The sequence below is a fragment of the Pseudomonas sp. WS 5079 genome, from assembly GCF_012985465.1.
In the GTDB taxonomy this organism is placed as follows: Bacteria; Pseudomonadota; Gammaproteobacteria; order Pseudomonadales; family Pseudomonadaceae; genus Aquipseudomonas.
Window position 1 is genome coordinate 224763 of the sequence record NZ_JAAQWN010000002.1, and the last position, 25893, is coordinate 250655.

The following is a 25893-nucleotide window of genomic DNA, read 5'->3' on the forward strand; positions in this document are numbered from 1 at the left end:
TATATAGCACCAGTACTTTGAATCATCTGACAAAGTGGTAGGAAAAAACCTGGATGAATTCATTTTTTCAATCGAACAACATCCTCCAATAGAGCTGGAAGCCACGGCTAGACTGGCCGCAACCCCATACTGCCCTTGCCTTGGAGAGCTAACCGATTGAAGCACAAGCGCTTTTCTTGGAATCAGCAGTTGACACACTGCCATTCCTCTGTAGAATGCCGACACACAGACGCGGGATGGAGCAGTCTGGTAGCTCGTCGGGCTCATAACCCGAAGGTCGTCGGTTCAAATCCGGCTCCCGCAACCAAACATCAAGAAAGGCTACTCGAAAGAGTGGCCTTTTTTGTGCGTGCAGGTTTTTGCCCTGCTACCCCCGGCGATGCGCCAGGGCAGTGAAAAGTCTTTTTCAATCGAGCACTTAGGCTAATTTGCAGTTATTTTGCGCTTTATGTCATTAACGGTTGACACCTCGTCGTTGCGCTGTAGAATGCCGCCCACAGACGCGGGATGGAGCAGTCTGGTAGCTCGTCGGGCTCATAACCCGAAGGTCGTCGGTTCAAATCCGGCTCCCGCAACCAAACATCAAAAAAGGCTACTCGAAAGAGTGGCCTTTTTTGTATCCGCAGAAAAAGTTCTTTTGAAACAATGGCATGGCATCTTTCATGAAACCGCCCGCGGGTTTCAGAGTCCATTCATTTGCAAGCTATGCTCAAGTGTCGAGCGCGTCCTTGCGCGACCAATGGACGCTGTCGCCGGGACCGGTGATCCGCGTTACTATTTGTAATTATTTTGTACATAGGGATTGGTAACTTGGCTGGATACCCCCATCCTGTCGCGCACAATCCACGAGGTGATTGATGCGCGCCAATTCGTCTGAACCACAAGACACTGTCACAGCCACACAACCGATCGCCCCCACTCGCCTGCGCTGGCTGGATCTGTTGAGCAAGTATCGCCAACCCATTGGGCTGGCAGTCACTTTGCTGCTGTTTGCCATTGCCTTGATCGCCTGCCGCCACCTGCTGCTAGAGCTGGATCTATACGCCCTGCACGACTCGATCCTGGAAGTGCCGAAGCCTTCCCTGCTGGGCGCCTTTGCCGCCGCGATCGCGGGCTTCATCATTCTATTGGGCTACGAATTTTCCGGCGCACGCTACGCCGGGGTAAAACTGCCGGCCAAGACCCTGGCCTACGGCGGCTTTACTGCATTCGCCATCGGCAATGCGATTGGCCTGTCGATGCTGTCCGGTGGTTCGGTGCGCTACCGCCTTTATGCACGGCATGGCATCGGGGCTTCGGAAGTGGCCCATATGACCGTGTTTGCCAGCCTGGCCCTGGGTTGCGCCTTGCCGCCGCTCGCCGCCCTGGCCACGTTGAGCAACCTGCCCGCCGCCTCCAACGCCCTGCATCTACCCGCAGCGCTGCTCGGCGGCATCGCAGGTGCGGTGCTGCTGCTGTCAGCCGTATTGTGTATCGGGATTTATCGCCGGCGCCTGCCAGAGCAGCCCTACCCCGACAACCTGCTGGTCAAGGCCGGCCGCCGCACCTTGCGCCTGCCTGGGCGCCGCCTGACGTTCCTGCAACTGATCATCACCGCGTTGGATGTCGCCGCCGCCGCTACCGTGCTTTATATGTTGCTGCCGGAAGCCCCGCCCTTTGGCCCGTTCCTGCTGGTGTACCTGCTGGCGCTCGCGGCCGGTGTGCTCAGCCATGTGCCTGGCGGTGTCGGCGTATTCGAAGCGATCCTGCTGGCCGCGTTTGCCGACAAGCTCGGCGCCGCACCACTGGCCGCCGCGCTGCTGTTGTACCGGATGATCTACGTGGTGCTGCCATTGCTGATCGCGTGCATCTTCCTGCTGATCAACGAAGCCCAGCGCCTGTTCCAGACCCAGCAAAGCCTGCGGGTGGCCTCGGGCCTCGCGGCACCGGTGTTGGCCGTGCTGGTTTTTTTGTCCGGGGTGGTGCTGCTGTTCTCCGGCGCCACCCCGGAAATCGACTCACGCCTGGAAAACATCGGCTTCCTGATTCCCCACCGCCTGATTGACGCCTCGCACTTTGGCGCCAGCCTGATCGGCGTGTTGTGCCTGTTGCTGGCCCAGGGCCTGCGTCGACGCCTGTCGGCAGCCTGGATGCTGACCATGGTGCTGTTGCTGGTGGGCGCCCTGCTCTCACTGCTCAAAGGCTTCGACTGGGAAGAAGCCAGCCTGATGACCATCACTGCGGTGCTGCTGGCAATCTTCCGGCGCTCGTTCTACCGCGCCAGCCGCCTGACCGAACTGCCATTCTCGCCGCTGTACCTGGTGGCCAGCGTGTGCGTGCTGGGGGCGTCGATCTGGCTGCTGCTGTTCGCCTATCAGGATGTACCTTACAGCCATCAACTGTGGTGGCAGTTCACCCTCGACGCCAACGCCCCGCGTGGCCTGCGCTCGCTGCTGGGCGCCGCCATCTTGCTGGTGATTGTGTCGCTGACCTGGTTGTTGCGCACCGCCCGCCCGGTGATCCACCTGCCGACCGCCGATGAGCTGGAGCGTGCCACCAAGATCCTGATGGCCTCCTCGCAACCCGACGGCGGCCTGGCACTGACCGGCGACAAGGCCCTGCTGTTTCACCCCAACGACGAAGCGTTCCTGATGTACGCCCGGCGCGGCCGCAGCCTGGTGGCCCTGTACGACCCGATCGGCCCGACCCAGCCACGGGCCGAGATGATCTGGCAGTTTCGCGACCTGTGCGACATCCACCACGCCCGCCCGGTGTTCTACCAGGTACGTGCGGAGAACCTGCCCTTCTATATGGATATCGGCCTGACCGCGATCAAGCTGGGCGAAGAAGCCCGGGTCGATCTCAAGCGCTTTGACCTGGAAGCCAAGGGCAAGGAGATGAAGGACCTGCGCTACACCTGGAACCGCGGGACCCGGGATGGCCTGTCCCTGGAAATCTTCGAGCCGGGCCAGGCGCCGATGGATGCCTTGAAAGTCATCTCCGATGCCTGGTTGACCGGCAAGAACGTGCGCGAGAAGGGCTTCTCCCTGGGCCGCTTCAGCGACGAGTACCTCAAGCATTTTCGCATTGCGGTGATTCGCTTCGAGGGGCAGCCGGTGGCCTTCGCCAACCTGCTTGAGACCTACAGCCATGACCTGGCCAGCCTGGACCTGATGCGTGCGCACCCGGATGCGCCAAAGCTGACCATGGAGTTCATGATGGTCGGCTTGATCCAGCACTATAAGAGCCACAACTATGCACGCTTCAGCCTCGGCATGGTGCCGCTGTCGGGCCTGCAACCGCGCCGTGGCGCACCGCTGACCCAGCGCCTGGGCTCGATGGTGTTCCGCCGTGGCGAGCAACTGTATAACTTCCAAGGTTTGCGCCGCTTCAAAGACAAGTTCCAGCCTGACTGGGAACCTCGTTACATGGCCGTGCCCGCGGGACTTGATCCGCTGGTGGCACTGGCCGATACCGCCGCCCTGATCGCGGGCGGCTTGACTGGATTGGTGAAACGCTGATGATTCGACGCTCCTGGCGGTATGTATTGGCAAGTCTGGTGGTGCTGGCCCTGATCCTGGGTGGCGGCTACTGGCACTGGAATCGCCCCGCCCCCCAACCGACCCTGGAGCAACTGCCCCAGGCCGACGGCTCGACCCTGACCCGTGTGACCCCTGGCACCACCCCCAAGGCTCGCGTAGCCGTCGCCGTGCTGTCCGACGCCAGCCTGAGCGACAGCCAACTGATTGCCCTGAGCCAGGGCGGCAGCGCACAGATCGTGCAAGTGATCCTGCCCAAGGACGACTGCAAGCTGCAGGAGCAGGCCTTGCAAGCAGCCCTGGGCCAGCTCAAGGGCCCGGCCACCCTGGTCAGCGGCATCGGCCCTGGCGCGGCACTCGCCTGGCGCTGGCTGGCGACACAGAACGACGACAAGGCCAATGCCATCTCCGTGGGCTTCGCCCTGGTCCAGGAAGGCTGCAAGGACCCACTGCCCAAGACCGCCGCCCACGGCAACTGGCTGGTCGCCTGGAACGATAACCCTGACGACGAAAGCGCCAGTTTCGTACGCGATACCCCGCGCGCCACCACCAGCATCAGCGACTACGACATCAATTACCCGCAAGTGCTGAACAACGAGCTGCGCAAGCAACTGGTGGGCTCGGACAATGGCGGCCTGGCGATCCCGGTGGTGGAAGTGCCGGCCGGCCAGGCCAAGGACACCGTGACCCTGTTCCTTTCCGGTGACGGCGGTTGGCGCGACCTCGACCGCGACGTGGCTGGCGAGATGGCCAAGATCGGCTACCCCGTGGTCGGCATCGATACCCTGCGCTATTACTGGCAGCACAAAAGCCCGGAGCAGAGCGCCAAGGACCTGACCGAGCTGATGCAGCACTATCGGCAGAAATGGGGCACCAAGCGCTTTGTGCTGACGGGTTACTCGTTCGGCGCCGATGTATTGCCGGCCATCTACAACCGCCTGCCGGAAGCCGAACAGCAACGGGTAGACGCGATAATCCTGCTGGCCTTTGCCCGCACGGGCAGCTTTGAGATCGAAGTGGAAGGCTGGCTCGGCAATGCCGGCAAGGAAGCCGCCACCGGCCCGGAAATGGCCAAGCTGCCGGCGACCAAGGTGGTGTGCATCTACGGTGAGGAAGAAGTCGACGAGAGCGGCTGCACCGACAAGAGCGCCGTGGGCGAAGCCATGAAGTTACCGGGCGGCCATCACTTCGACGAGAACTACCCGGCACTGGCCAAGCGCCTGGTGGATATCATCGAGAAGCGCCAGGTCAAGACCGAGTAATACCCCATCACGGTAGGATCTGGCTTGCCGGCTCCTCAAGGTGATCAGCCAGTTTCCCAAGGCACAAAAAAGCCCCCGCTGCCGCATGGCAACGGGGGCTTTTTGTTGGAGTTACATTTCTACCTGGGTCCCCAACTCAATCACCCGGTTCACCGGCAACTTGAAGAAACGCAGGTTGCCGTTGGCGTTCTTCAGCATGAAAGCAAACAACCCCTCGCGCCAGCGCGCCATGCCTTCGAGCTTGGAGGCGATGACCGTCTCGCGGCTGAGGAAGTAGGTGGTACGCATAGGACTGAAGTCCAGGTCGTCCAGATGGCAAAGCTTCAGGGCTTCGGGCACGTCCGGCTCATCGGTAAAGCCAAAATGCAGGATCACCCGGAAGAAACCGTCGCCATAGGAATCCACTTCGAAGCGGCGCTGGGCCGGGACGCGCGGGATATCTTCATAGGCCACCGTCAGCAGCACCACCTGCTCGTGCAGCACCTGGTTGTGCAGCAGGTTATGCAGCAAGGCGTGGGGCACCGCGTCCGGGCGGGCGGTGAGGAACACCGCCGTGCCCTGCACGCGATGAGGCGGCTGGACGCGGATGCTGCTGATAAAGATCGGCAGCGGTAATCCGCCCTCATCCAGGCGTTCCACCAGCAATTGCTTGCCGCGCTTCCAGGTGGTCATCAGCACAAACAGCACAATCCCCGCCAACACCGGGAATGCACCGCCCTGCACCACTTTCGGCACGTTGGCCGCAAAGAACAGGCCATCCACCAGCAAAAAGCCCAGCAATACGGGCACGGCCAGGACCGGCGGCCATTTCCACAACAGCAGCATCACGGCGGAAACCAGGATGGTGGTCATCAACATGGTCCCGGTCACAGCTACCCCGTAGGCCGAGGCCAGGGCGCCCGAGGACTCGAAGCCCAGCACCAGCAGGATCACGCCGACCATCAGCGACCAGTTCACCGCGCCGATATAGATCTGGCCCTGCTCGGCGCTGGAAGTGTGCTGGATATGCATGCGCGGGATGTAGCCGAGCTGGATCGCCTGGCGCGTCAACGAGAACGCACCGGAAATCACTGCCTGGGAAGCAATCACCGTGGCCAGGGTGGACAAGCCCACCAGCGGCAGCAAGGCCCAGCTTGGCGCCAGCAGGTAGAACGGGTTGCGCGCGGCCTCGGGGTCACCGAGCAACATCGCGCCCTGGCCAAAATAGTTGAGCACCAGCGCCGGCAGCACCAGGATGAACCAGGCCCGGGCAATGGGTTTGCGGCCGAAGTGGCCCATGTCGGCATACAGCGCTTCGGCGCCGGTCAAGGCCAGCACCACGGCGCCGAGGATTGCTACGCCGATACCCGGATGGACCATGAAGAAACGCACACCCCACATCGGGTTCATCGCGTTGAGCACTTCGGGGTGCTGGACGATGCCATAGACGCCCAGGCCGCCCAGCACCAAAAACCAGGTGACCATCACCGGCCCGAACAGCTTGCCGATGCGGTCGGTGCCATGTTTCTGGATCAGGAACAGCCCTACCAGCACCACCAACGCCACGGGCACGACCCAATGCTCAAGGCCGTCGAACGCCAGTTCCAAGCCCTCGATGGCCGACAACACCGAAATCGCCGGGGTGATCATGCTGTCGCCATAGAACAGCGCCGCGCCACACAGGCCGCACACCACCAGGAAACTGCGCAGCCGCGGATGATTGCCCGCCGCCCGTCGGGCCAGCGCCGTCAGCGCCATGATGCCGCCCTCGCCCTGGTTGTCGGCGCGCAGCACGAACAACATGTACTTGATGGACACCACCCAGATCAACGACCAGAAGATCAGCGCCAGGATCCCCAGCACCCCATCATGATTGACCTGCACCCCATAACTGCCGGAAAACACCTCTTTAAGGGTGTAGAGCGGGCTGGTGCCGATATCGCCATAAACCACCCCGACCGCCGCCACCAACATGCCGATTGGCTTTGCGCTGGAATGCCCGGCACCCGCCGCCTGACTATTTACCTGACCCATCAACCACTCCCGCCCTTTTGACCTGAGGTCTTTTATAAACAGCCCAGCTATACACTTAAGCCCAAAGCTAAGCTATACACAGCATGTGCCGCTGTACTTCTGGTAACAGATTATTTGTTGACTACCAACCTAACCCCGGTGCAACGGCGCGCAGCATAGCGCAGCACTCGTCGTATTTCCCTGCATAAAGCTGGTCAAGTGCGTTTCCCGTCGCTAGAATTGCGCACTTTTTGATCAGAGGCACATCAAGTGCCCGTCCGCTGCCCTGTCGTGCCCGACTGGCGGCGTCATTCAATACCGAGGTTAGACATGTCCACCACCATCGCAAAAGCCAACCCCAAGGTTGGCTTTGTTTCCCTGGGTTGCCCGAAGGCGCTCGTCGACTCCGAGCGCATCCTCACGCAACTGCGCATGGAAGGCTACGACGTCGTGTCCACTTATCAGGACGCCGATGTGGTGGTGGTCAACACCTGTGGCTTCATTGACTCAGCCAAGGCAGAGTCTCTGGAAGTGATCGGCGAAGCCATCAAGGAAAACGGCAAGGTCATCGTCACCGGCTGCATGGGTGTGGAAGAAGGCAATATCCGCAACGTGCACCCAAGCGTGCTGGCCGTGACCGGTCCGCAGCAATACGAGCAGGTGGTCAACGCCGTGCACGAGGTAGTGCCGCCGCGCCAGGACCACAACCCGCTGATCGACCTGGTGCCACCACAGGGCATCAAGCTGACCCCGCGGCATTATGCGTACCTGAAGATTTCCGAAGGCTGCAACCACAGCTGCAGCTTCTGCATCATCCCGTCGATGCGCGGCAAGCTGGTCAGCCGCCCGGTGGGCGATGTACTGGACGAGGCCCAGCGCCTGGTCAAGTCTGGCGTCAAGGAACTGCTGGTGATCTCCCAGGACACCAGCGCCTACGGCGTCGATGTGAAGTACCGCACCGGTTTCTGGAACGGCGCGCCGGTGAAAACCCGCATGACCGAACTGTGCGAAGCCCTGAGCAGCCTGGGTGTGTGGGTGCGCCTGCACTACGTGTACCCTTACCCGCACGTCGACGAATTGATCCCGTTGATGGCCGCCGGCAAAATCCTGCCGTACCTGGACATCCCGTTCCAGCACGCCAGCCCCAAAGTGCTCAAGGCCATGAAACGCCCGGCCTTCGAAGACAAGACCCTGGCGCGCATCAAGAACTGGCGCCAGATATGCCCCGAGCTGATCATCCGCTCGACCTTTATCGTCGGCTTCCCCGGCGAAACCGAAGAAGACTTCCAGTACCTGCTGGACTGGCTGACTGAAGCCCAGCTGGATCGCGTCGGCTGCTTCCAGTACTCGCCGGTGGAAGGTGCCCCGGCCAACCTGCTGGACCTGGCCGTGGTGCCGGATGACGTCAAGCAAGACCGCTGGGAGCGCTTCATGGCCCATCAACAGGCCATCAGCTCGGCCCGCCTGCAACTGCGTATCGGCAAGGAAATCGAAGTGCTGATCGACGAAGTGGACGAGCAAGGCGCGGTCGGCCGTTGCTTCTTCGACGCACCGGAAATCGACGGCAATGTATTTATCGATGACGCCAGCGGCCTCAAGCCAGGCGACAAGGTCTGGTGCACGGTCACCGACGCCGACGAGTACGACCTCTGGGCGCAAAAACGCGACTAAGCTGTAAAAAATTGAAAAAGCCCTGCTTCTGGACAAGATGCGGGGCTTTTTTAGGTCTATCGTTTGCCCCATCAACGCCAACAAGCAGCAAGGAGCAGCGGGCATGGGCCAGCACTCGGTCATCCACACCCCAAAAACCAGCGACTACCCGGAGCTGACCCGGATCTGGGAGGCCTCGGTGCGCGCCACCCATGACTTCCTGCCGCAAAGCTACATCGAACGCCTCAGGCACCTGGTGCTGACGCGCTACCTGGATGCCGTGATGTTGATCTGCACCAAGGACGCGCGCCAACGGATCACCGGGTTTGCCGGCGTTGCGGCGGGCAAGGTGGAAATGCTGTTCATCGACCCGCACTACCGGGGCCAGGGCCTGGGCCGGCAGTTGCTGCACTATGCCATTACCTCGATGAATGCCGATGAGCTGGACGTCAACGAACAAAACCCCCAGGCCCTGGGCTTCTATATCAAGCAGGGTTTTGAAGTGATCGGGCGCACCGAGCATGACGGCATGGGGCAGCCTTATCCGTTGCTGCATATGCGTTTGCGCCAGGCCCAGCAAACACGCAGTGGCTGACACCTCCCACAAAAAGCAACTGCGGCGAAATGGGGCCGGGATTAACCGGCTCCAGGCAGGTACAATAGCTGCCCCCTTTTGTTACGGCCCTTGTCATGACTGACCCCATACGCCTCTCCAAACGCCTTATCGAACTGGTCGGTTGCTCCCGTCGGGAGGCCGAGCTGTTCATCGAAGGCGGCTGGGTCTCGGTGGATGGCGAAGTGATCGATGAACCGCAGTTCAAGGTCACGACACAAAAAGTCGAACTTGATCCCGAGGCCAAGGCCACCGCTCCAGAGCCGGTGACTATCCTGTTTCATGCGCCGGCCGGCGTGGACGTCGACAGCGCGATGCAGTCCCTCAGCGCCGAGACCCTGTCCGAGGAGCACCGCTTCAGCAAGCGCCCGCTCAAGGGCCACTTCCTGCGCCTGACCGCCAGCGCCGACCTGCAAGCCAAGGCCAGCGGCCTGTTGGTGTTTACCCAGGACTGGAAGATCCTGCGCAAGCTGACGGCCGACGCCGCCAAGATCGAGCAGGAGTATGTGGTTGAAGTCTCAGGCGACGTGGCCGCGCACGGCCTGAACCGCCTCGCCCACGGCCTGATGTACAAAGGCAAGGAGTTGCCTGCAGTCAAAGCCAGCTGGCAGAACGAGAACCGCCTGCGCTTTGCCCTGAAAAACCCGCAGCCCGGCATCATTGCCCTGTTCTGCGAAGCCATTGGCCTGAAGGTTGTGGCCATTCGCCGCATCCGCATTGGCGGCGTGTCCATCGGCAAGGTGCCGGTCGGCCAGTGGCGCTACATGTCCGGCAAAGAAAAGTTCTAAGCCACCCTATCTCTCGACCTCGCCCGCCCGGGCGAGGTCTACAGTCGAATACCAGGATTGCCCACCATGATTCACAACGACGTACTGCGCAGCGTGCGCTACATGCTCGACATCAGCGACAACAAGATGGTCGAGATCATCAAGATCGGCGGCATGGAAGTGTCCAAGGACGACCTGCTGACCTACCTCAAGAAAGACGAGGAAGAAGGCTTCGTGTTCTGCCCTGACGAAGTCATGGCGCACTTCCTCGATGGCCTGGTGATCTTCAAGCGCGGCAAGGACGAAAGCCGTCCACCGCAGCCGATCGAAACCCCGGTGACCAACAACATCATCCTCAAGAAACTGCGCGTGGCCTTCGAACTCAAGGAAGACGACATGCACGCCATCCTCAAGGCAGCCGAGTTCCCGGTGTCCAAGCCGGAACTGAGCGCGCTGTTCCGCAAGTTCGGCCACACCAACTATCGCCCGTGTGGCGACCAGTTGCTGCGTAACTTCCTCAAGGGCCTGACCCTGCGGGTTCGCGCGTAAGCTATGAGTTACAACGTCTCGCCCATCGGCTTCGTACGCTCCTGTTTCAAGGAGAAGTTCGCCATCCCGCGCCAGCCACAACTGGCGCCCGCCGCCCGCGGCGTGTTGGAGTTGGTCGCGCCGTTCGACCAGGGTGAGGCAGTACAGGGCCTGGAGCAGGTCAGCCATGTGTGGCTGCTGTTCCTGTTTCATCAGGCCCTGGAAGACAAGCCGCGCTTGAAAGTGCGCCCGCCACGCCTGGGCGGCAACACGTCCATGGGCGTATTTGCCACCCGCGCGACCCATCGCCCCAATGGCATTGGCCAGTCAGTGGTCAAGCTGGACAAGGTAGAGCCGGGCCGGCTGTGGATTTCCGGGATCGATCTGCTCGATGGCACGCCGGTCCTGGATATCAAGCCGTATGTGCCCTATGCCGACATCATCGACACCGCCACCAACAGCATCGCCAGCAGCGCACCACCGCTGATTCCTGTGCAGTGGCTCAAGACCGCCCTGCACCAGGCTCACAGCCACGGCCAGCGCCTGGACGAGCCGCTGGTAGAGCTGATTGAGCAGTGTCTGGCGCAGGATCCACGGCCGGCGTATCAGACGCCAGGGCCGGAGCGCGAATATGGAGTGCGCTTCTGGGATGTGGATGTGCGTTGGCACTATCCCGAGGCGGGGATGATTTGTGTGCTTGAAGTGGTTGCGGCCGAATAAACGCCAAAAACAAATATGGGAGCTGGCCGGTGTAGGAGCTGGCTTGCCTGCGATGGCATCACTGTGGTGTAACTGATACACCGAGGTGCCTATATCGCAGGCAAGCCAGCTCCTACACCGGGCAGCTCCCACATTTTTTGACCGCGTTTATTTCTCGACGAACGCACGTTCGATCAGGTAGTCACCCGGCTCACGCATGCGTGGCGAAACCTTCAGGCCGAAGCTGTTCAGCACTTCGCTGGTCTCGTCGAGCATGCTCGGGCTACCGCACAGCATGGCGCGGTCGTCTTCAGGATTGATCGGCGGCAGGCCGATATCGCTGAACAGCTTGCCGCTGCGCATCAGGTCGGTGAGGCGGCCTTCGTTTTCGAACGGCTCGCGGGTCACGGTCGGGTAGTAGATCAACTTTTCACGCAGCGCTTCGCCGAAGAACTCGTTCTGTGGCAGGTGCTCGGTGATGAATTCGCGGTAAGCGACTTCGTTGACGTAACGCACGCCGTGGCACAGGATCACTTTTTCAAAGCGCTCGTAGGTTTCCGGGTCCTGGATCACGCTCATGAATGGCGCAAGACCAGTACCGGTGCTGAGCAGATACAGGTGTTTGCCCGGCTTCAGATCGTCGAGCACCAGGGTGCCCGTCGGTTTTTTGCTGATGATGATCTCGTCGCCTTCCTTCAAATGCTGCAATTGGGAAGTCAGCGGGCCATCCGGGACCTTGATGCTGAAGAACTCCAGATGCTCTTCCCAGTTCGGGCTGGCAATGGAGTAAGCACGCATGAGCGGGCGGCCGTTGGGCTGCTGCAGGCCGATCATCACGAACTGACCGTTCTCGAAGCGCAGGCCCGGATCGCGGGTGCACTTGAAGCTGAACAGAGTGTCGTTCCAGTGATGAACACTGAGGACACGCTCGTGGTTCATGTTGCTCATGTACGGGGAACTCCTGGAAATGGGTCTGCGCCAAAATGATAGGTGCGCAATTGCACAGTATTCTAATGGCGGCGACAATATCTGTTAACTGGATTATTAAGATAAGGGTTATCGGTTATATCGATATGCGATTTACTCTCCGTCAACTGCAAGTCTTCGTCGCCGTCGCCCAGCAGGAAAGTGTGTCACGCGCTGCTGGCCTTCTGGCCTTATCTCAATCCGCCGCCAGCACCTCGATCACCGAGCTGGAGCGCCAATCCAGCTGCCAATTGTTCGACCGCGCCGGTAAACGCCTGAGCCTCAACGCCCTGGGTCATCAGTTGCTGCCCCAGGCGGTGGCGCTGCTGGACCAGGCCAAGGAAATCGAAGACCTGCTCAACGGCAAGTCCGGCTTCGGCTCCCTGGCAGTCGGCGCGACCCTGACCATCGGCAATTACCTGGCCACACTGCTGATCGGCAGTTTCATGCAGCAGCATCCCGAGAGCCAGGTGAAGCTGCATGTACAGAACACTGCGCATATCGTGCATCAGGTTGCGCATTACGAAATTGATCTGGGTCTAATCGAAGGTGACTGCAGCCACCCGGACATTGAGGTGCAAACCTGGGTCGAGGATGAACTGGTGGTGTTCTGTGCGCCCCAGCATCCCCTGGCCCTGCGTGGCCAGGCGAGCATGGAGCAGTTGACCCATGAAGCCTGGATCCTGCGGGAGCAGGGCTCCGGGACGCGCCTGACGTTTGATCAGGCCATGCGCCATCATCGCAGCGCGCTGAATATCCGCCTGGAGCTGGAGCACACCGAGGCGATCAAGCGCGCCGTGGAGTCGGGATTGGGGATTGGCTGCATTTCCCGCCTGGCGCTACGGGATGCGTTCCGGCGCGGCAGCCTGGTGCCCGTCGAGACCCCGGACCTGGACCTGGCCCGGCAGTTCTACTTTATCTGGCATAAACAGAAGTACCAGACCTCGGCCATGCGCGAGTTCCTCGAACTGTGCCGCGCCTTTACCGCCGGGGTGCAGCGCAGCGACGAGATCGTGCTGCCGAATATCGCCTAGATCAGGATCACGGCCCACACCACGGTAATCATGGTCAGCGCGACGAATTGCGCGGCGCTGCCCATGTCCTTGGCGTTTTTCGACAAGGGGTGGCGATCCAGGGAGATCCGGTCGATGGCCGCTTCCACCGCCGAGTTGAGCAACTCGACAATCAACGCAAGCAAGCACACGGCAATCAACAGTGCGCGCTCTACACGGCTGACGCTGAGGAAAAAGCTCAACGGAATCAGGATAACGTTGAGCAACACCAACTGACGAAAAGCCGCCTCGCCGGTGAAAGCGGCACGCAGGCCATCGAGGGAATAGCCCCCGGCGTTGAAGATACGTTTGATACCGGTTTGACCCTTGAAAGGCGACATAGGTAGGCAACTGAGCAAAAAAGATGGAAGGAAGCTAGAGCACGCCAAGTCAAAAAAGCGTGAATCGAGCAGGCCTATGAGTGGGAAATTGACTCAAGTTGTTGCAACAGCAGCGCCGCCTGGGTGCGGGTGCGCACGCCCAGCTTACGGAAGATCGCGGTAACGTGTGCCTTGATGGTCGCTTCAGACACGCTCAGCTCATAGGCGATCTGCTTGTTCAGCAAGCCCTCGCAGACCATGGTCAATACACGAAACTGCTGTGGCGTGAGGCTGGCGAGCCCTTCCTGGGCGGCCTTGGCTTCGGCGGACACGTTGATTTCTTCGAATGCCTGCGGCGGCCATGAGACATCACCGTCCAACACCGTGCGCACCGCTGCTTGAATCTGCTCCATGGAGCTGGACTTGGGGATAAAACCACTGGCCCCGAACTCGCGGGAACGCACTACGACGTCTGCCTCTTCCTGGGCCGACACCATCACCACCGGAATCTGCGGGTATTGCCCGCGCAACAGCACCAGGCCGGAAAACCCGTAGGCACCGGGCATGTTCAGGTCCAGCAGCACCAGATCCCAATCGGTCTTGTCAGTCAGGCGGGCTTCCAGCTCAGCGATGCTGCCCACTTCCACCAGGCGGACGTCCGGGCCCAGGCCCAGTGTGACGGCCTGGTGCAGCGCGCTGCGAAAAAGCGGGTGGTCATCGGCAATCAGGATTTCGTATGTGGCCATTTATTAAATGATCCTGTTTTTTATGGGAGCACCGATGGGTTCGGTGCTCGCCAACGTACAAGGTGCCAGCCAGCGGCTGTCACGAACAGTTACGCTTGATGGCATTTTAGCCGGCTCAGGCGATGCAGTGCCATCATGCAAAGGTCATCTGACCCCGAAGTCCTACAGATAAGGTGCCAGACGGGTGTGGACACTGTCCGTCGGATCCAGCGCCAACTGGAACTTGGCCGCCAGGTAATGGGTACTGAAAACATCCAGGTAGGCGTCCAGCACTTCGCTGGCCTGCTGGTCCTCGGCCAGTTCCAGGCACAACGCGGCCACTTCGGCGGTGCAGAAGTGGTCATCACGCTTGGAGCGGCGCAATTTGTAGCGCGAAAGCTGCTCCGGCTCCAGGCTCAGTACCGGCAGGTGCTCCAGATACGGGCTCTTGCGAAACATCTTGCGCGCTTCGCTCCAGGTGCCGTCCAGCAGGATAAACAACGGGCGCTTGCCCTGCGCCACCTTCACCTCGCTGACCACCCGCTGCGGCGCCACAAACTCGCCGGGAAAGACGATGTAGGGCTGCCATTGCGGGTCGGCCAGCAGCGCCAGCAACTCAGGTTCGACGGCCGTGCGCGTCCAGGGGAAGGCGCTGGTGTCTTCGATCACATCAGCGATCAGCCAACCGGTATTGCTGGGCTTCATCGGCTCCACATCGTGCATCAACAGGCACATGGCCGACCTGGCCTGGACCTTGGGACGCCAGGCGCACAGGCAGTATTGGGGGATCACTCGGCATCTGGGGCAACGTTCGGCACGCGAGCCGCGTGCGACAAAGGGGCTGACGGCACGGGCCAGGCGCTGGGTACGCAGACGGAACACCGCGTGGCTCATAGCGGGTGCCGTTGTGAAGCGATGAAAATCGACACGGACAAAACTCGGGGGCAGGCAAAAGTGCCAGCAGTTTACCAGAGCCGCCCCGCCAATACGCCTGGCCGTCGCGGCGACAGGTCACCTATAATCCTGCGCCACTGAACGCATAGCGCAGTGATGGGTCTATGGACCAGTAACCGAATCAGGAGAGTTTCATGCTGCGTCTTATGTTGCGTCTTGCCGCCCCGACCGTCGCCCTGGCGCTGGTATTGCCCTTGGGCGCCCAGGCAGCCTCCCTGGTGGAGCTGCAAATGAACAAGAAACTGCAAAGCGTCGCGGCAGAAAGCAACAAAGACCTGCCCAGGGAAATTGATGAGCAAACCCTGGAAGTGGCCTACACCGTCGAAGGCATGCAACTGATTGACCACTTGAGCGTGCTGCCCGAGCGCGCCGAGCAAATGCGCGCCAACCCCAAAGCCGTGTACTTCCAACTGGGACAAAGCGTTTGCCTGAACAAAGGCTATCGCGAGTTGATGGCCAAGGGCGCCGTGATGCGCTACGAAATCACCGAAAACAAGACCAACCGGCCAGTGGCCTCGGTCAAGTTCGTCGAGACTGATTGCCCGGCCCCGGCCAAGAAGAAAAAGTAAGCCCCCTCTCCCACGCGCCGTTGGCCAACGGCGCGACAGCTCCCGCCCGCAAAACCTCGATCAATGCCCATTAAGTTATTGCCAGACAAGACTTTAGGGGCTCATGATCGAGCGATCCGGTAACATTTCCAGGGCAAAAAAGGTTGCCCTCGCGTGACTTGCAGTGCAAAGGTTTTTAACCACAAGGAACATACAGAGCCTGTTTCGTCGCCGTCAGCAGCCTGCAAGCAAGACGCCGGGGCTCTGTAACGAAGGAGAAGCTGAATGCCTGATCAACCGAATGACCTGCTGTCCCGTCATTTTCCAGAAAACGGGACCGACCTTACACAACAGGTCGAAGCGCAACTCAAGCTGATTGCCCCCAGCAGCCCGAATATCTCCCTGTATCGCGACATGATCCTCACCGTGCTGCGCATGGCCCAGGACGACCGCGACCGCTGGAACGCCAAGATCACATTGAAGGCGATAAATGAACTGGACCATGCGTTTCGCGTGCTCGAACAGTTCAAGGGCCGACGCAAGGTCACCGTCTTCGGCTCGGCCCGCACACCAGTGGAAAGCCCGCTCTATGCCCTGGCGCGGGAAGTGGGCGCAGCCCTGGCCCGCTCGGATCTGATGGTCATTACCGGCGGCGGCGGCGGCATCATGGCCGCGGCCCACGAAGGGGCGGGCCTGGAACACAGCCTGGGGTTCAATATCACCCTGCCCTTTGAGCAGCATGCCAACCCGACCATTGATGGCACGGAAAACCTGCTGTCATTTCACTTCTTCTTTACCCGCAAGCTGTTTTTCGTCAAGGAAGCTGATGGGTTGGTGCTCTGCCCCGGCGGCTTCGGCACCCTGGATGAAGCGCTGGAAGTCCTGACGTTGATCCAGACCGGCAAGAGCCCGTTGGTGCCTGTGGTGCTGCTGGACGAGCCCGGCGGCGGTTTCTGGAAAGGTGCCCTGGAGTTTGTTCGCAACCAACTGGAGGCCAACCGCTACATCTTGCCCACCGATCTCAAGCTGGTACGCCTGGTTCACAGCGCTGAAGAGGCGGTGCATGAAATCAACCAGTTCTATGCCAACTTCCATTCCACTCGCTGGTTGAAGCGCCAGTTCGTGGTGCGCATGAACCATCCGCTCAGCGAGCAGGCAATGGCGCATATACAGACGGCCTTCGCTGATCTGCGGCTCAGTGATGACTTCCAGCAACTGCCCTACGGGGGCGAAGAGCACGATGAAGCACGCTTCAGCCACCTGACGCGCCTGGTGTTCAACTTCACCGGGCGGAACCAGGGGCGGTTGCGGGAGTTGGTGGATTACATCAACCTGCCGGAGAACTGGGCTGAGGCTCAGGGTAAAGCACAGCAACGGGTAGCGCCGGAACCGGCGTGATGCCGTAAAACACAAAAAAGGCCCGCTATTTTCATAGCGGGCCTTTTTTTAGTGCTGTTTTATGTGGGAGCTGTCGAGCCCCTGCGAGGCGCGATGGCGGCGTGTCAGGCAATACACTATTCGCTGTGAGGCCACCATCGCAGCCTCGCAGGAGTTCGACAGCTCCCACCTTTGATCGTCGCTTGCCGAAGAATCAGTCGTCCAGATCTCGACCGCTCAACAGCCGGCTGATCATCTCCATCGAAAACCCGCGATAACTCAAAAAACGCCCTTGCTTGGCACGCTCACGGGCATCAATAGGCAGATGGCCAGCAAATTTGCGGCGCCAGGTGTCTTCCAGTTGTGTTTGCCAACTGATGCCACACTCGCGCAGTGCCAGATCGATATCCGCGCGCAGCAAGCCCCGCTGACTCAGCTCCTCGCGAATCCGCGCAGGCCCGTAGCCCGAGCGTGCCCGGTAGGAAACAAAACTTTCGAGATATCGGGCTTCGGAAAGCAGCCCCTCTTCCGTCAGGCGGTCGAGGGCTGTTTCAATCATTTCGGGAGGGGCGCCACGCTGACGCAATTTACGCGTCAGCTCGACACGACCATGCTCGCGTCGTGCGAGCAGGTCCATTGCCGTACGCCGTACGGCAACCAGCGTATCGAGTACAACTGTCATCGTTGGACTCAGATATCAGCGTCGGCTTCTGCCATGTCATCAACAGGTTCACGGTTAGCCGCAGCCTTGACGTCTGGCGCCGGGGTCAGCAGCTTGTCGCGGATTTGCTTCTCAAGGGTCGCCGCGATATCCGGGTTGTCCTGCAGGAACTTGGCCGAGTTGGCCTTGCCCTGACCGATCTTGCTGCCGTTGTAGGCATACCAGGCACCGGACTTCTCGACAAAACCGTGCAGCACGCCCAGGTCGATCATCTCGCCGTTCAGGTAGATACCCTTGCCGTAGAGAATCTGGAACTCAGCCTGACGGAATGGCGGGGCTACCTTGTTCTTCACCACCTTGACGCGGGTTTCGCTACCGACAACCTCGTCACCTTCCTTCACCGCGCCGGTACGGCGGATGTCCAGACGGACCGAAGCGTAGAACTTCAGCGCGTTACCACCGGTGGTGGTTTCCGGGCTGCCGAACATTACGCCGATCTTCATCCGGATCTGGTTGATGAAGATCACCAGGCAGTTGGCGTTCTTGATGTTACCGGTGATTTTACGCAGGGCCTGGGACATCAGACGGGCTTGCAGGCCGACGTGCATGTCGCCCATTTCGCCTTCGATCTCGGCCTTCGGCACCAGGGCCGCCACGGAGTCGACCACGATCACGTCGATGGCGTTGGAGCGCACCAGCATGTCGGTGATTTCCAGGGCTTGTTCGCCAGTGTCCGGCTGCGAAACCAGCAGGTCGTCGACATTGACGCCCAGCTTGCCCGCGTATTCAGGATCCAGGGCGTGCTCGGCATCGACGAACGCGCAGGTGGCGCCCATTTTTTGGGCCTGGGCAATCACCGACAGGGTCAGGGTGGTTTTACCAGAAGACTCTGGACCGTAGATTTCAACGATACGGCCTTTTGGCAGGCCGCCAATGCCGAGCGCGATGTCCAGACCCAGAGAGCCAGTGGAAATAGCCGGGATCGCCTGACGGTCGTGATCGCCCATACGCATTACGGCACCCTTGCCGAATTGACGTTCGATCTGACCCAGGGCCGCAGCCAAGGCTTTCTTCTTGTTGTCGTCCATTAAAGTCCTCACGTAATCAATAAGGCCTGACGGCCAACACCTGTATAAGTAGACAGTATTGTTCCATAAAGATCGGGGATCGCCTACCCCTGATTTTCTATTTCTGCTGCAGCTCGTCGCAACAGCCCCTCTAATGCGGCCTTTACCGTTTGTCGGCGGACCTCGTCGCGGTTGCCGGGGAAGTGCTGGCACTCGGCCGTAACCTCTTCGCCGACGCCCCAGGCCAGCCATACGGTGCCCACCGGTTTGTCCGGCGAGCCGCCATCGGGGCCCGCCACACCACTGACCGCCACGGCAAACCGCGCCAGGCTTTTTTCCTGGGCGCCCCGGGCCATGGCCTCGACCACTTCACGGCTGACCGCGCCGACCTTGGGGAACAAACCCTGTGGCACATTCAGCTGGCGGGTCTTCTGCCGATTGGAATAGGTCACGTACCCGGCCTCGAACCAGGCCGAACTCCCCGGAATACGGGTGATGGCTTCGGCAATACCACCACCGGTGCAGGACTCGGCGGTGGTGACGTGGGCATTGAGCACCTGCAAACGCCGGCCAAGTTCGGCGGCGAGTTGGGTAATTTCCTTCACGGTCGTCTCCAGGAAAGTGCGGGGGTTTGCCTACCCTACAGGAGCCCATCGGCCACGCAAGGTGCAGACGGGTTCATCGACTTACCGGGAGATGACCTGCACATAGGCCTGGCAGGCCCGCAACGCGATCAATCCGTCATCGCCGGCATCGGTGATGCCGATAATTCGTTGAGCATGCGCCGGGTCAAGTCGGCCTCGCGCGGCGCCATGAACCACGCTGCCGGCAGCGGTGGCTGGCATTGCGTGGCTGTTGGCGGGGTCGGCGGCGTCGAGAAGGACTGACAAGCGCACATCAGCAGTGGCCAGCCGGTCGCGCAGATAAACCTGGTGACGCTGTGCATCGTTCAACTCCCGGGTGTGTTGTTGATCGCTGGCCTGAAGCTGTTGCTCCAACGCCTGGCGCCTGTGCTGTTCAGCCCGGTATTGGCCCAGCGCCGCCTGGCTTTGTCGGTTGAGCACCTCTGAATGCCGCGCAGCCTGGCGTTCAAAGGCAAGGCCATGGCGCCAGGCCTGGACCTGCCAGCTGGCCGCCGCCGGGATGACCATCAGCAGGACAACAGCCAGCATGCGCCAGCTCAACTGCATAACACCGCCCTCGCCTTCGCCCACAATTGCTGGCGATGCTCCAACCCATTGAGGCCGCCATTGATCCGGCGGGTGATGGCGGTGAACTGGTCCTGGTCCGCCAATTCATTCAAGCCATTGCTGTGCCAGAACCAGGCGGCGGATTCCGCCGCCCATTGCGGTTGTTCCAGCAGTTCGGGGAAATGCAGCAGACGTTCATCGCCAAACAGCGCCCGGCTGCAGGCCAGGTAATTGCGCCGCCCGGTAATCTGGATCAAGCCGCGGCCCCGGTACTTCTGGCCGTCACCGTCGGCGTCGGGAGTGTTGCCCAGGCGTGCAGCCAAGGTGCCCGTGTCGTATTTGCTCAGGTAGTGCTCGCCGCCCAGTTCACGCACGTAACGCAGCTCGCCGGACTCGTGCCCGACCTGGGCGATAAAGGCCGCCATCCGCTTAGGCCCGGTGATGTGTCGATGGAGCATGGCGGCGTTCAGCGCCAAAATAAAAACGCCCGCTTGGGCGCGGGCGTTAGGCAGGATCTGTTGCAACTGCGTCAGCGTCATCATCCTTGATCTCCAACCATTTAAGAGGCCAATCCACGGGCCATGATCGAACTGCGATACCCCGTCGCGGTGTCGCCTGCGTGGGTCACCTTGTCAATCGACCAACGCCCCTGCATATACCCCGGCCAGGTTTCATCCAGCAGCAACAGCCCTTCGGCGGACAGCAACGGGTTACCAGGGCAGTCGATAGTGATGCTCAAACCTTCACGCCCCACCCGGCGCAACTCGCCCTGTGCCACTGAGCGCGCTTCGGTTTCACTCTGGCACCGTTGGCGCAACGTCTTGAACGGTGCGATCCCCACCTCGACCACGCGCTGGCGAGAGGCCGCGGCATCCCACCAACTGACACGGCAACCCTGGTATTTGGCCCGCGCATTTTCATCAACCCGGGCACTGATAAACGCCTGCTCGCCGGGACGGTTGTCATGGGTCACCGACAGCCGCACATCCGGCAGTTGCTGGCCCGAGAGCGACTTGACCTGGCCGCTTTCCGCCAGCACATACAGCTCGTTGACCGGCTTGGTCACCGCGTTGTAACGCCCGGCCAGGCGGGTGATAAAGCCCATGTCGGTCTCGTTGGACTGGTCGATATGATCAATCGCAATCCCATCCAGCGACGGCGCCACCCTGGGCGAAAACCCATGCCGCGTCGCCAGTTGGCGAAACAGCGCACCGAGGGTCGTGGGCCCATGGCTGGCGGAACGGCGCTGGCGGTAGCCACTCTGGTCCATCACGCTGAACGGCGCCGCCGTGGCCACGATCACCAGGCGCATGGGAAACAGGTAAGGTGTGCGCTGGGTAATCACAAACTCGCCTTTTTCCACCAGGCCCGACTCGCGGTAACCCACGCGCAAACCGATCTTGGCGCCCAGGCTAGGCAGGCCTTCCAGGCCCTCGATGTTGATGGTCAGTTCCAGGCGGTCGGATTCGATCCCCGCCGCATCGGTGTGCTTCCACTGCATCAGCCGCGGGTTGATCAGAGCTGCGTTGGCGCCATAAATCTCCACGACCGGGGTAAATCCCATTGCCATGCTGCCTCCTTAATCCCAGGCCGAAATGGGCTTTGCAACACCCGGTTGCGCGTCCATCTCGGGCACGATCACCCCTACGCCCGCCGGCAACACCGGGCCATGCTCGGCAAGCCCGGGGTTCAAGCGCCAGAGGGTTTCTTCGGCTGCGTCATCGCACCGTCCAAGCTCGCGGTAAAGCAGCAGGTTGACCGAATCACCGGCAATACTTCGCACTCTACGCATTGATAAATTCCTCCAGCACCAGCGACCAATTGATCAACATGGCAGTGCCGTCGTCGATCACATTGGCCTGGTTTTCCGTGAGCCCGGTAATGCGCCACAGGCCCCAGTTGCGGCCGATGCCATCAACCAACGGCAGCGGTGCCCGTGCATCCTGCAAGGCGCGCAATTGGTCCAGGCGCTGCATGCCAACGGCCGCCATGGCGGTGCCGGCGAAGGTCAGTTTTTCCAGCTTCTGGCCGTTTTGCCGCGACTGGGGCTTGCTGGCAATAATCTCCAGGTCACCCCAGCCGCCATCACTGCTGCGCTGGAGCGTGGAATAGGCGAACCCTCGGGACAGCCCGAAAATAAAGTCGCCCAGCACCATCTGCTGTCGCATTAATCACCTCCATCGGTCAGTGCCGCGTTGCGCCGAACCGCCAGTGAATCGCTGAGCATCGGCACGCATTGGTTTTGCAGGGTTTGCAGGACCCGGTCGACCACCTGCTGGGCGTCGGCGGGGTTGACGCCGGTGATCTGGATGCTCGGTGCCAGGGTGACCTGGACGTTGTCCGAGCGGGCGCTGTTGAGCTCTTTGCTCACTGCATCGGGCGATGGCAGGCGATTGCTGGAAGGGAAGAGTTTCTCCCCCAGCCAGGTGCCCGCTTCGCCGCCCAACAGGCCGCCGATCAGGCCACCGACGGCAGTGCCAACGCCTGGCAAAACCAGGGTACCAAGGGCTGCGCCGGCAGTGGCGCCGGCCCATGCACCGCCGGCAGTGCCGAGGCTACTGCCAACCGCTTGCAGGTCGCCATTGCGCACACCTTGGACGAGGTTGACGGCGGTGTCGGCGTAGCGCAGCGGCGCAAGGGATCGAGTGCCGACGGACTCCAGTTTGGTCATCGTTGAAACCAGGCTGGAGGGGATAGTCTTGGGCAAAACGAGCGCTGGAGCGCTGAGCAACAGCGGCCCACGAACGGGTGAAACAAGCGCCTTGGATGAACGCTCGCCCAGGCGCGGAGCGGGCCGATCAGCTTGAAACGACGCACCATGAAAACCCACTTTGGGCCCGTCAAACGCCTTGCTGGCCTGTCCAAAAAAACGCTGCAGCGTTGCCATTGACCCAGCAATGCTGCTGCCGACGCGGGTGGTTTTTTTCGACGACGACCGCTCCGTGAGTCTCTCGCGCAGCGTTTTTTTCGGCAGAAAACGCGCACGTCCCTTCAAGGTTTCGGTTGCCCCTGGGCAGCAGCAATCCTTGCTATCGTCGCGGAACAGTTTCCCCACGCCGGGCAACTTGCCAAGCGTCACATCGACAGCCTTGCCCGTTAACCGGCTCCTGGCCGTCTCGAGATAGCCCTCCCCCAACCACTTTGCCCCCTTGGTGTACCAGGAGTCCGCTGCCGGCTCCTTGTCTTGGGTGGCCTCTGGAGCCACAGGGACGGAGCTTGCAGCGACACCACCGAGCAGGGAGCCGCCCGTGATAAACAGGGTGCCATTAAGGGTTTCCAGGCTCTCGCGCAGGCGCACCTGTTCTTCGGTCAACGCGTGGATATGCAGGCTGGCATTGGCCAGGGCCAGGCTCAGCTCAGACGGCGGTTCTGTTGCGCCGCCCACACTGGTGGCACCAACCAGACTTTCGTCCTGTGCTTCAAGCAGACCCGGCAGTTGCAAGGCTCCACTTTCGGCCAATGCGGGAAAGGTCATCCAGCGCTTGTCTTCGTCGGCGAGCTTGAGCGTATATCGAGGGTCTTGCATCTCGCTCTACTCCTATTTGACGCCAAGGCGATTGATCGCGATGTCGTAGCGGCGCAATGCTTTTGCGGCATCCCATTCAAGAATTTCCGCTTCGTTTACCGAGTAAACCAGCGGTACAACATCGAGGATTACTTCGATATCGCGCTGCGAAAGAAGTCCGCCGGTTTGTTTAAAAAATCGTCGATGCGCTCCTGCAGCTCCGTCCAGTCCGGCACGGTCAGGCCGTCCAGGTCGGGGATCATCAGGCCGGTGCAGTGCGAGGTAATGAACTCGGCGCGCTCTTTGTTGGTGGCGAGCTTTTTCATCACCTTGGTGGCGCGCAGGGCGGGCATTTCCAGGGTGACGCTGGTCAACACGCGGCCGGCCACGTCCAGTGGCAGCAGCAGTTGCACCTGTTCGCCGGGCTCGGTGGAACCTTCCAGGAAGAACGAAGCCGGGCGCGTCGACAGGTCGTGCACGTACTGCACGATGCTCACGTAGTCCGGGCGCTTGAGTTGGTCGAGTTCTTTTTCCGAAAGGCCGGTGGCCAGCTTGGCCAGTTCGAAGAATTGATCGTCCTCGTCATCGCCCGCACGGGCCAGCGCCTGTTTTTGTGGGGCGTAGAACAAGGGTTTGAGTTGGATCTGCTCGATCGTCGCACCGCTGTCGGCGGTGATGGGCGCCAGCAGAATATGCAGGGGTGGCTTCCAGGCCATGGGCGAAATTCCTTGATGAACAATGTTGAACACGTGGACACGGTCAATGTGGGAGCTGGCGTGCCTGCTCCCACACTGGCCGTGCCTATTTCCGATTCGTGGAAAGGTTTACGGCATCAACACCGCACGCCGGGCATCGCCGAGGATGTCGACGCCGTTGAGCACAAACTTTTGGGTGCGCACGTCGATGTCGATCACCGGCACGCCGTTGTCCAGGCGATGGTAGGTGCGGCAGGACAGATCCAGGGTGGTGGTCGCCTTTTCGCCCATCTTCAGCTTGGCTTCCTCCAGGGATTTGAGCTTGCCGCCGACGGTGTGGTAGGTGAAGTAGGTCTTGCCGTCCTGGTCCTGGCCCGCTTCGCGCACGTTGAGCAGGATGTCTTCGCCCAGGCGCACGCCCAGGGCCAGCATGATTTCGGGACCGGCGCCTTGCAGCACCAGCTTGGCGTTCAGCACCTTGGCACTCTTGGCCATTTCCTCGGCGATAAAGCGCCCGCCGGACATGGGCTCCATGTCGAACTCGATCTTCGGCGGGGTGAATTCCTCGACGGTCGCCGACAGCGGCAGGCCCTGGAGGGTGGCCGCAATGGCCTGTCTTACTCGGTTGGTAAACATTAGAGAACGTCCTCCAGGAATTGCTCGATGATTTCATCGCGGGCATTGAGTTGATAAACCATGTGTTCGTTCGGCGCGTAGCGGCCGTAGTCGATCACGATGAACCAGGTGCCGTTCTTGTACTTCTCGACACTGTTGAGTTCCGGGTGCAGGTACACGCTGCCACCGGGGATGGTTTCGTCGGCCACCAGGGTTTGCAGCCAGTCGTTGATGCGCTTGACCTCCTGGTCCATGAACGACTTGGTCAGGTTGTGCGCCATGGCTTTCTGCCCGGCCTTGACCAGCTTGCGGCTGATGGCGTCTTCCAGGCCGACATAGCTGATGAACTTGCCGGTGACGGAGCGGTTACCCAGCAGCGAGAAGCCACCGAGGACGGTGCGCGCGTAGTAGCTCACGCCGTAGCGGTTGAGCAGGTCGCCTTCGGTGGAGGTGTCGAGGATGTTGTACTCGACCACGCGGGAAACATCTTCGGCGAAGGTCACCTGATTGCCCGGGCTTTCCCACTGCTTGACCTTGGCCAATGCGGCGATGGCCAGGGACGACGGCGCGAGGAACACGTTTTTCTTCGCCGCCTTGGAGTACACCGACGGCATGTTGTGCACCAGCAGGCAGCGGTCGAAACCCAGGCCTTCGCCACCCAGCTCGCCGCTGTAGGTCACTTGGTCGGCGACGCTGGCGTCTTTGCCGTCCAGCACCACACGGGCCTTGATGCGCTTGCCGAACGCGGCAAATTCACCGGCCACAGCCTTGGTCCCGGTAAAGCCCGGGGCGCCGATGATGGTCAGGTCTTCGGGCACGCTGCCAAGCGCCGCGAGGCCCAGTTTGCGACCGGTCACCGGCTCATTGCCGCCGATCACGTTGTTGAGGGTATCGGCCGGGGTCGCGCCCTCTTCGACGATCACCACATACACCGGCACCTTGACCACTTTGAGGATCTGGTACACCGCATGAAACAGCGTGCCCGACTCGGCGCCGGTGGGGTCCAGCAGCGCCTGGGCGGTGAAGCTGTTGATACGGAACGGGGCGTTTTTCGGGATCGACAGGTGCGCATTGGGCGCGGTGCCGACCAGGCCGATCACGTTGTCACCCAGGCCACCCATGGCCTCGGGGGATTCGCTGGCATTGACGGTGATGCCGTTATGCTCGAAGTTCAAAACCTCAGCCATGA

The 25893-nt window shown here is 60.9% G+C and carries 27 protein-coding genes and 2 tRNA genes; 12 read left to right on the plus strand and 17 right to left on the minus strand.

Features of this window, described 5'->3' with window-relative positions:
* Positions 1 to 230 precede the first annotated feature (230 nt).
* The 4 genes from HBO05_RS05485 (at position 231) to HBO05_RS05500 (ending at position 4780) form a co-directional block, all read left to right on the plus strand.
* Positions 231 to 307, plus strand: a tRNA-Met gene (locus HBO05_RS05485).
* A gap of 194 nt (positions 308 to 501) precedes the next feature.
* Positions 502 to 578, plus strand: a tRNA-Met gene (locus HBO05_RS05490).
* Between the two features lie 279 nt (positions 579 to 857).
* The gene (gene mprF / locus HBO05_RS05495) at positions 858 to 3500 is read left to right on the plus strand and encodes a bifunctional lysylphosphatidylglycerol flippase/synthetase MprF (protein ID WP_169954602.1); all 2643 of its coding nucleotides are present in this window, start codon (positions 858 to 860) and stop codon (positions 3498 to 3500) included.
* Positions 3500 to 4780: a virulence factor family protein gene (locus HBO05_RS05500; RefSeq protein ID WP_172311984.1), complete on the plus strand. Its 1281-nt coding sequence runs from the start codon at positions 3500 to 3502 to the stop codon at positions 4778 to 4780. Before mprF ends, HBO05_RS05500 begins: the two co-directional genes overlap by 1 nt.
* Positions 4781 to 4891: 111 nt before the next feature.
* Here the strand turns inward: HBO05_RS05500 and HBO05_RS05505 are convergent, their stop codons facing one another.
* The gene (locus HBO05_RS05505; RefSeq protein WP_172311986.1) at positions 4892 to 6793 is read right to left on the minus strand and encodes a potassium transporter Kup; all 1902 of its coding nucleotides are present in this window, start codon (positions 6791 to 6793) and stop codon (positions 4892 to 4894) included.
* Between the two features lie 321 nt (positions 6794 to 7114).
* On the opposite strand from HBO05_RS05505, the gene rimO reads away from it, so the two are divergent.
* From rimO to tsaA, 5 genes are all read left to right on the plus strand, one after another.
* Complete coding sequence (gene rimO / locus HBO05_RS05510; RefSeq protein WP_169851201.1) at positions 7115 to 8443, plus strand: 30S ribosomal protein S12 methylthiotransferase RimO; 1329 nt, start codon at positions 7115 to 7117, stop codon at positions 8441 to 8443.
* Positions 8444 to 8546: 103 nt separating this feature from the next.
* Positions 8547 to 9017, plus strand: coding sequence for a GNAT family N-acetyltransferase (locus tag HBO05_RS05515; protein WP_169954599.1), 471 nt, complete (start codon positions 8547 to 8549; stop codon positions 9015 to 9017).
* Between the two features lie 95 nt (positions 9018 to 9112).
* Positions 9113 to 9823, plus strand: a complete 711-nt coding sequence (locus HBO05_RS05520; RefSeq protein WP_170041858.1) for an rRNA pseudouridine synthase — start codon at positions 9113 to 9115, stop codon at positions 9821 to 9823.
* Positions 9824 to 9889: 66 nt separating this feature from the next.
* A complete protein-coding gene (locus tag HBO05_RS05525; RefSeq protein ID WP_057439364.1) occupies positions 9890 to 10351 on the plus strand; it encodes a DUF1456 family protein in 462 nt (153 codons plus the stop codon).
* 3 nt (positions 10352 to 10354) lie between these two features.
* Complete coding sequence (gene tsaA / locus HBO05_RS05530) at positions 10355 to 11050, plus strand: tRNA (N6-threonylcarbamoyladenosine(37)-N6)-methyltransferase TrmO (protein WP_172311988.1); 696 nt, start codon at positions 10355 to 10357, stop codon at positions 11048 to 11050.
* Between the two features lie 147 nt (positions 11051 to 11197).
* Here the strand turns inward: tsaA and fpr are convergent, their stop codons facing one another.
* Positions 11198 to 11977 carry a ferredoxin-NADP reductase gene (fpr, locus tag HBO05_RS05535; RefSeq protein ID WP_003172178.1) on the minus strand — a complete coding sequence of 260 codons (780 nt, stop codon included), beginning with the start codon at positions 11975 to 11977 and terminating at the stop codon, positions 11198 to 11200.
* Between the two features lie 125 nt (positions 11978 to 12102).
* Here fpr and HBO05_RS05540 point away from each other — a divergent pair, with 125 nt between their 5' ends.
* On the plus strand, positions 12103 to 13029 hold the full coding sequence (locus HBO05_RS05540; protein WP_169954596.1) for a LysR family transcriptional regulator: 927 nt from the start codon (positions 12103 to 12105) through the stop codon (positions 13027 to 13029).
* Here HBO05_RS05540 and HBO05_RS05545 read toward each other — a convergent pair.
* From HBO05_RS05545 to HBO05_RS05555, 3 genes are all read right to left on the minus strand, one after another.
* On the minus strand, positions 13026 to 13388 hold the full coding sequence (locus HBO05_RS05545) for a diacylglycerol kinase (RefSeq protein ID WP_169954595.1): 363 nt from the start codon (positions 13386 to 13388) through the stop codon (positions 13026 to 13028). The genes HBO05_RS05540 and HBO05_RS05545 overlap by 4 nt on opposite strands.
* Before the next feature lie 74 nt (positions 13389 to 13462).
* Positions 13463 to 14113 (minus strand): response regulator transcription factor ErdR, encoded by a 651-nt coding sequence (gene erdR, locus HBO05_RS05550; protein ID WP_169954594.1) that lies wholly within the window; start codon positions 14111 to 14113, stop codon positions 13463 to 13465.
* Positions 14114 to 14275: 162 nt separating this feature from the next.
* Positions 14276 to 14986 (minus strand): tRNA-uridine aminocarboxypropyltransferase, encoded by a 711-nt coding sequence (locus tag HBO05_RS05555; protein ID WP_169954593.1) that lies wholly within the window; start codon positions 14984 to 14986, stop codon positions 14276 to 14278.
* Positions 14987 to 15180: 194 nt separating this feature from the next.
* On the opposite strand from HBO05_RS05555, the gene HBO05_RS05560 reads away from it, so the two are divergent.
* Positions 15181 to 15615, plus strand: coding sequence for a PA3611 family quorum-sensing-regulated virulence factor (locus HBO05_RS05560; protein WP_169954592.1), 435 nt, complete (start codon positions 15181 to 15183; stop codon positions 15613 to 15615).
* A gap of 264 nt (positions 15616 to 15879) precedes the next feature.
* The gene (locus HBO05_RS05565) at positions 15880 to 16992 is read left to right on the plus strand and encodes a TIGR00730 family Rossman fold protein (RefSeq protein WP_172311990.1); all 1113 of its coding nucleotides are present in this window, start codon (positions 15880 to 15882) and stop codon (positions 16990 to 16992) included.
* Between the two features lie 193 nt (positions 16993 to 17185).
* On the opposite strand, the gene recX is transcribed toward HBO05_RS05565, so the two are convergent.
* The 12 genes from recX to HBO05_RS05625 form a co-directional block, all read right to left on the minus strand.
* Entirely contained in the window at positions 17186 to 17653 is a 468-nt protein-coding gene (recX, locus tag HBO05_RS05570; RefSeq protein WP_172311992.1) for a recombination regulator RecX, read from the minus strand.
* Positions 17654 to 17661: 8 nt separating this feature from the next.
* A complete protein-coding gene (gene recA / locus HBO05_RS05575) occupies positions 17662 to 18720 on the minus strand; it encodes a recombinase RecA (protein ID WP_029295312.1) in 1059 nt (352 codons plus the stop codon).
* Positions 18721 to 18803: 83 nt separating this feature from the next.
* On the minus strand, positions 18804 to 19304 hold the full coding sequence (locus HBO05_RS05580) for a CinA family protein (RefSeq protein WP_169954590.1): 501 nt from the start codon (positions 19302 to 19304) through the stop codon (positions 18804 to 18806).
* 81 nt (positions 19305 to 19385) lie between these two features.
* Positions 19386 to 19871, minus strand: a complete 486-nt coding sequence (locus tag HBO05_RS05585) for a lysis protein (RefSeq protein WP_262381379.1) — start codon at positions 19869 to 19871, stop codon at positions 19386 to 19388.
* 8 nt (positions 19872 to 19879) lie between these two features.
* Positions 19880 to 20428 (minus strand): glycoside hydrolase family 19 protein, encoded by a 549-nt coding sequence (locus HBO05_RS05590; RefSeq protein ID WP_172312363.1) that lies wholly within the window; start codon positions 20426 to 20428, stop codon positions 19880 to 19882.
* A gap of 20 nt (positions 20429 to 20448) precedes the next feature.
* Positions 20449 to 21459: a contractile injection system protein, VgrG/Pvc8 family gene (locus HBO05_RS05595; protein WP_172311996.1), complete on the minus strand. Its 1011-nt coding sequence runs from the start codon at positions 21457 to 21459 to the stop codon at positions 20449 to 20451.
* 9 nt (positions 21460 to 21468) lie between these two features.
* A complete protein-coding gene (locus tag HBO05_RS05600; protein ID WP_172311998.1) occupies positions 21469 to 21681 on the minus strand; it encodes a tail protein X in 213 nt (70 codons plus the stop codon).
* A complete protein-coding gene (locus tag HBO05_RS05605) occupies positions 21674 to 22057 on the minus strand; it encodes a phage tail protein (protein ID WP_172312000.1) in 384 nt (127 codons plus the stop codon). Before HBO05_RS05605 ends, HBO05_RS05600 begins: the two co-directional genes overlap by 8 nt.
* Positions 22057 to 23415, minus strand: coding sequence for a tail tape measure protein (locus HBO05_RS29220; RefSeq protein ID WP_262381380.1), 1359 nt, complete (start codon positions 23413 to 23415; stop codon positions 22057 to 22059). Before HBO05_RS29220 ends, HBO05_RS05605 begins: the two co-directional genes overlap by 1 nt.
* Positions 23416 to 23543: 128 nt before the next feature.
* Entirely contained in the window at positions 23544 to 24110 is a 567-nt protein-coding gene (locus tag HBO05_RS05615) for a phage tail assembly protein (protein ID WP_170041849.1), read from the minus strand.
* Positions 24111 to 24218: 108 nt separating this feature from the next.
* Positions 24219 to 24725 carry a phage major tail tube protein gene (locus HBO05_RS05620; protein WP_170041848.1) on the minus strand — a complete coding sequence of 169 codons (507 nt, stop codon included), beginning with the start codon at positions 24723 to 24725 and terminating at the stop codon, positions 24219 to 24221.
* A complete protein-coding gene (locus tag HBO05_RS05625) occupies positions 24725 to 25891 on the minus strand; it encodes a phage tail protein (protein ID WP_169954582.1) in 1167 nt (388 codons plus the stop codon). Before HBO05_RS05625 ends, HBO05_RS05620 begins: the two co-directional genes overlap by 1 nt.
* Positions 25892 to 25893 lie beyond the last annotated feature (2 nt).

What these genes read in the sequence shown, in the direction of transcription:
- mprF (WP_169954602.1), top strand. Translation starts at nt 858, where the DNA reads ATGCGCGCCAATTCGTCTGAACCACAAGACACTGTCACAGCCACACAA.
- HBO05_RS05500 (WP_172311984.1), top strand. Translation starts at nt 3,500, where the DNA reads ATGATTCGACGCTCCTGGCGGTATGTATTGGCAAGTCTGGTGGTGCTG.
- HBO05_RS05505 (WP_172311986.1), bottom strand. Translation starts at nt 6,793, where the DNA reads ATGGGTCAGGTAAATAGTCAGGCGGCGGGTGCCGGGCATTCCAGCGCA.
- HBO05_RS05515 (WP_169954599.1), top strand. Translation starts at nt 8,547, where the DNA reads ATGGGCCAGCACTCGGTCATCCACACCCCAAAAACCAGCGACTACCCG.
- HBO05_RS05520 (WP_170041858.1), top strand. Translation starts at nt 9,113, where the DNA reads ATGACTGACCCCATACGCCTCTCCAAACGCCTTATCGAACTGGTCGGT.
- HBO05_RS05525 (WP_057439364.1), top strand. Translation starts at nt 9,890, where the DNA reads ATGATTCACAACGACGTACTGCGCAGCGTGCGCTACATGCTCGACATC.
- tsaA (WP_172311988.1), top strand. Translation starts at nt 10,355, where the DNA reads ATGAGTTACAACGTCTCGCCCATCGGCTTCGTACGCTCCTGTTTCAAG.
- fpr (WP_003172178.1), bottom strand. Translation starts at nt 11,977, where the DNA reads ATGAGCAACATGAACCACGAGCGTGTCCTCAGTGTTCATCACTGGAAC.
- HBO05_RS05540 (WP_169954596.1), top strand. Translation starts at nt 12,103, where the DNA reads ATGCGATTTACTCTCCGTCAACTGCAAGTCTTCGTCGCCGTCGCCCAG.
- HBO05_RS05545 (WP_169954595.1), bottom strand. Translation starts at nt 13,388, where the DNA reads ATGTCGCCTTTCAAGGGTCAAACCGGTATCAAACGTATCTTCAACGCC.
- erdR (WP_169954594.1), bottom strand. Translation starts at nt 14,113, where the DNA reads ATGGCCACATACGAAATCCTGATTGCCGATGACCACCCGCTTTTTCGC.
- HBO05_RS05555 (WP_169954593.1), bottom strand. Translation starts at nt 14,986, where the DNA reads ATGAGCCACGCGGTGTTCCGTCTGCGTACCCAGCGCCTGGCCCGTGCC.
- HBO05_RS05560 (WP_169954592.1), top strand. Translation starts at nt 15,181, where the DNA reads ATGCTGCGTCTTATGTTGCGTCTTGCCGCCCCGACCGTCGCCCTGGCG.
- HBO05_RS05565 (WP_172311990.1), top strand. Translation starts at nt 15,880, where the DNA reads ATGCCTGATCAACCGAATGACCTGCTGTCCCGTCATTTTCCAGAAAAC.
- recX (WP_172311992.1), bottom strand. Translation starts at nt 17,653, where the DNA reads ATGACAGTTGTACTCGATACGCTGGTTGCCGTACGGCGTACGGCAATG.
- recA (WP_029295312.1), bottom strand. Translation starts at nt 18,720, where the DNA reads ATGGACGACAACAAGAAGAAAGCCTTGGCTGCGGCCCTGGGTCAGATC.
- HBO05_RS05585 (WP_262381379.1), bottom strand. Translation starts at nt 19,871, where the DNA reads ATGCTGGCTGTTGTCCTGCTGATGGTCATCCCGGCGGCGGCCAGCTGG.
- HBO05_RS05590 (WP_172312363.1), bottom strand. Translation starts at nt 20,428, where the DNA reads ATGACGCTGACGCAGTTGCAACAGATCCTGCCTAACGCCCGCGCCCAA.
- HBO05_RS05595 (WP_172311996.1), bottom strand. Translation starts at nt 21,459, where the DNA reads ATGGCAATGGGATTTACCCCGGTCGTGGAGATTTATGGCGCCAACGCA.
- HBO05_RS05600 (WP_172311998.1), bottom strand. Translation starts at nt 21,681, where the DNA reads ATGCGTAGAGTGCGAAGTATTGCCGGTGATTCGGTCAACCTGCTGCTT.
- HBO05_RS05605 (WP_172312000.1), bottom strand. Translation starts at nt 22,057, where the DNA reads ATGCGACAGCAGATGGTGCTGGGCGACTTTATTTTCGGGCTGTCCCGA.
- HBO05_RS29220 (WP_262381380.1), bottom strand. Translation starts at nt 23,415, where the DNA reads ATGCAAGACCCTCGATATACGCTCAAGCTCGCCGACGAAGACAAGCGC.
- HBO05_RS05615 (WP_170041849.1), bottom strand. Translation starts at nt 24,110, where the DNA reads ATGGCCTGGAAGCCACCCCTGCATATTCTGCTGGCGCCCATCACCGCC.
- HBO05_RS05620 (WP_170041848.1), bottom strand. Translation starts at nt 24,725, where the DNA reads ATGTTTACCAACCGAGTAAGACAGGCCATTGCGGCCACCCTCCAGGGC.
- HBO05_RS05625 (WP_169954582.1), bottom strand. Translation starts at nt 25,891, where the DNA reads ATGGCTGAGGTTTTGAACTTCGAGCATAACGGCATCACCGTCAATGCC.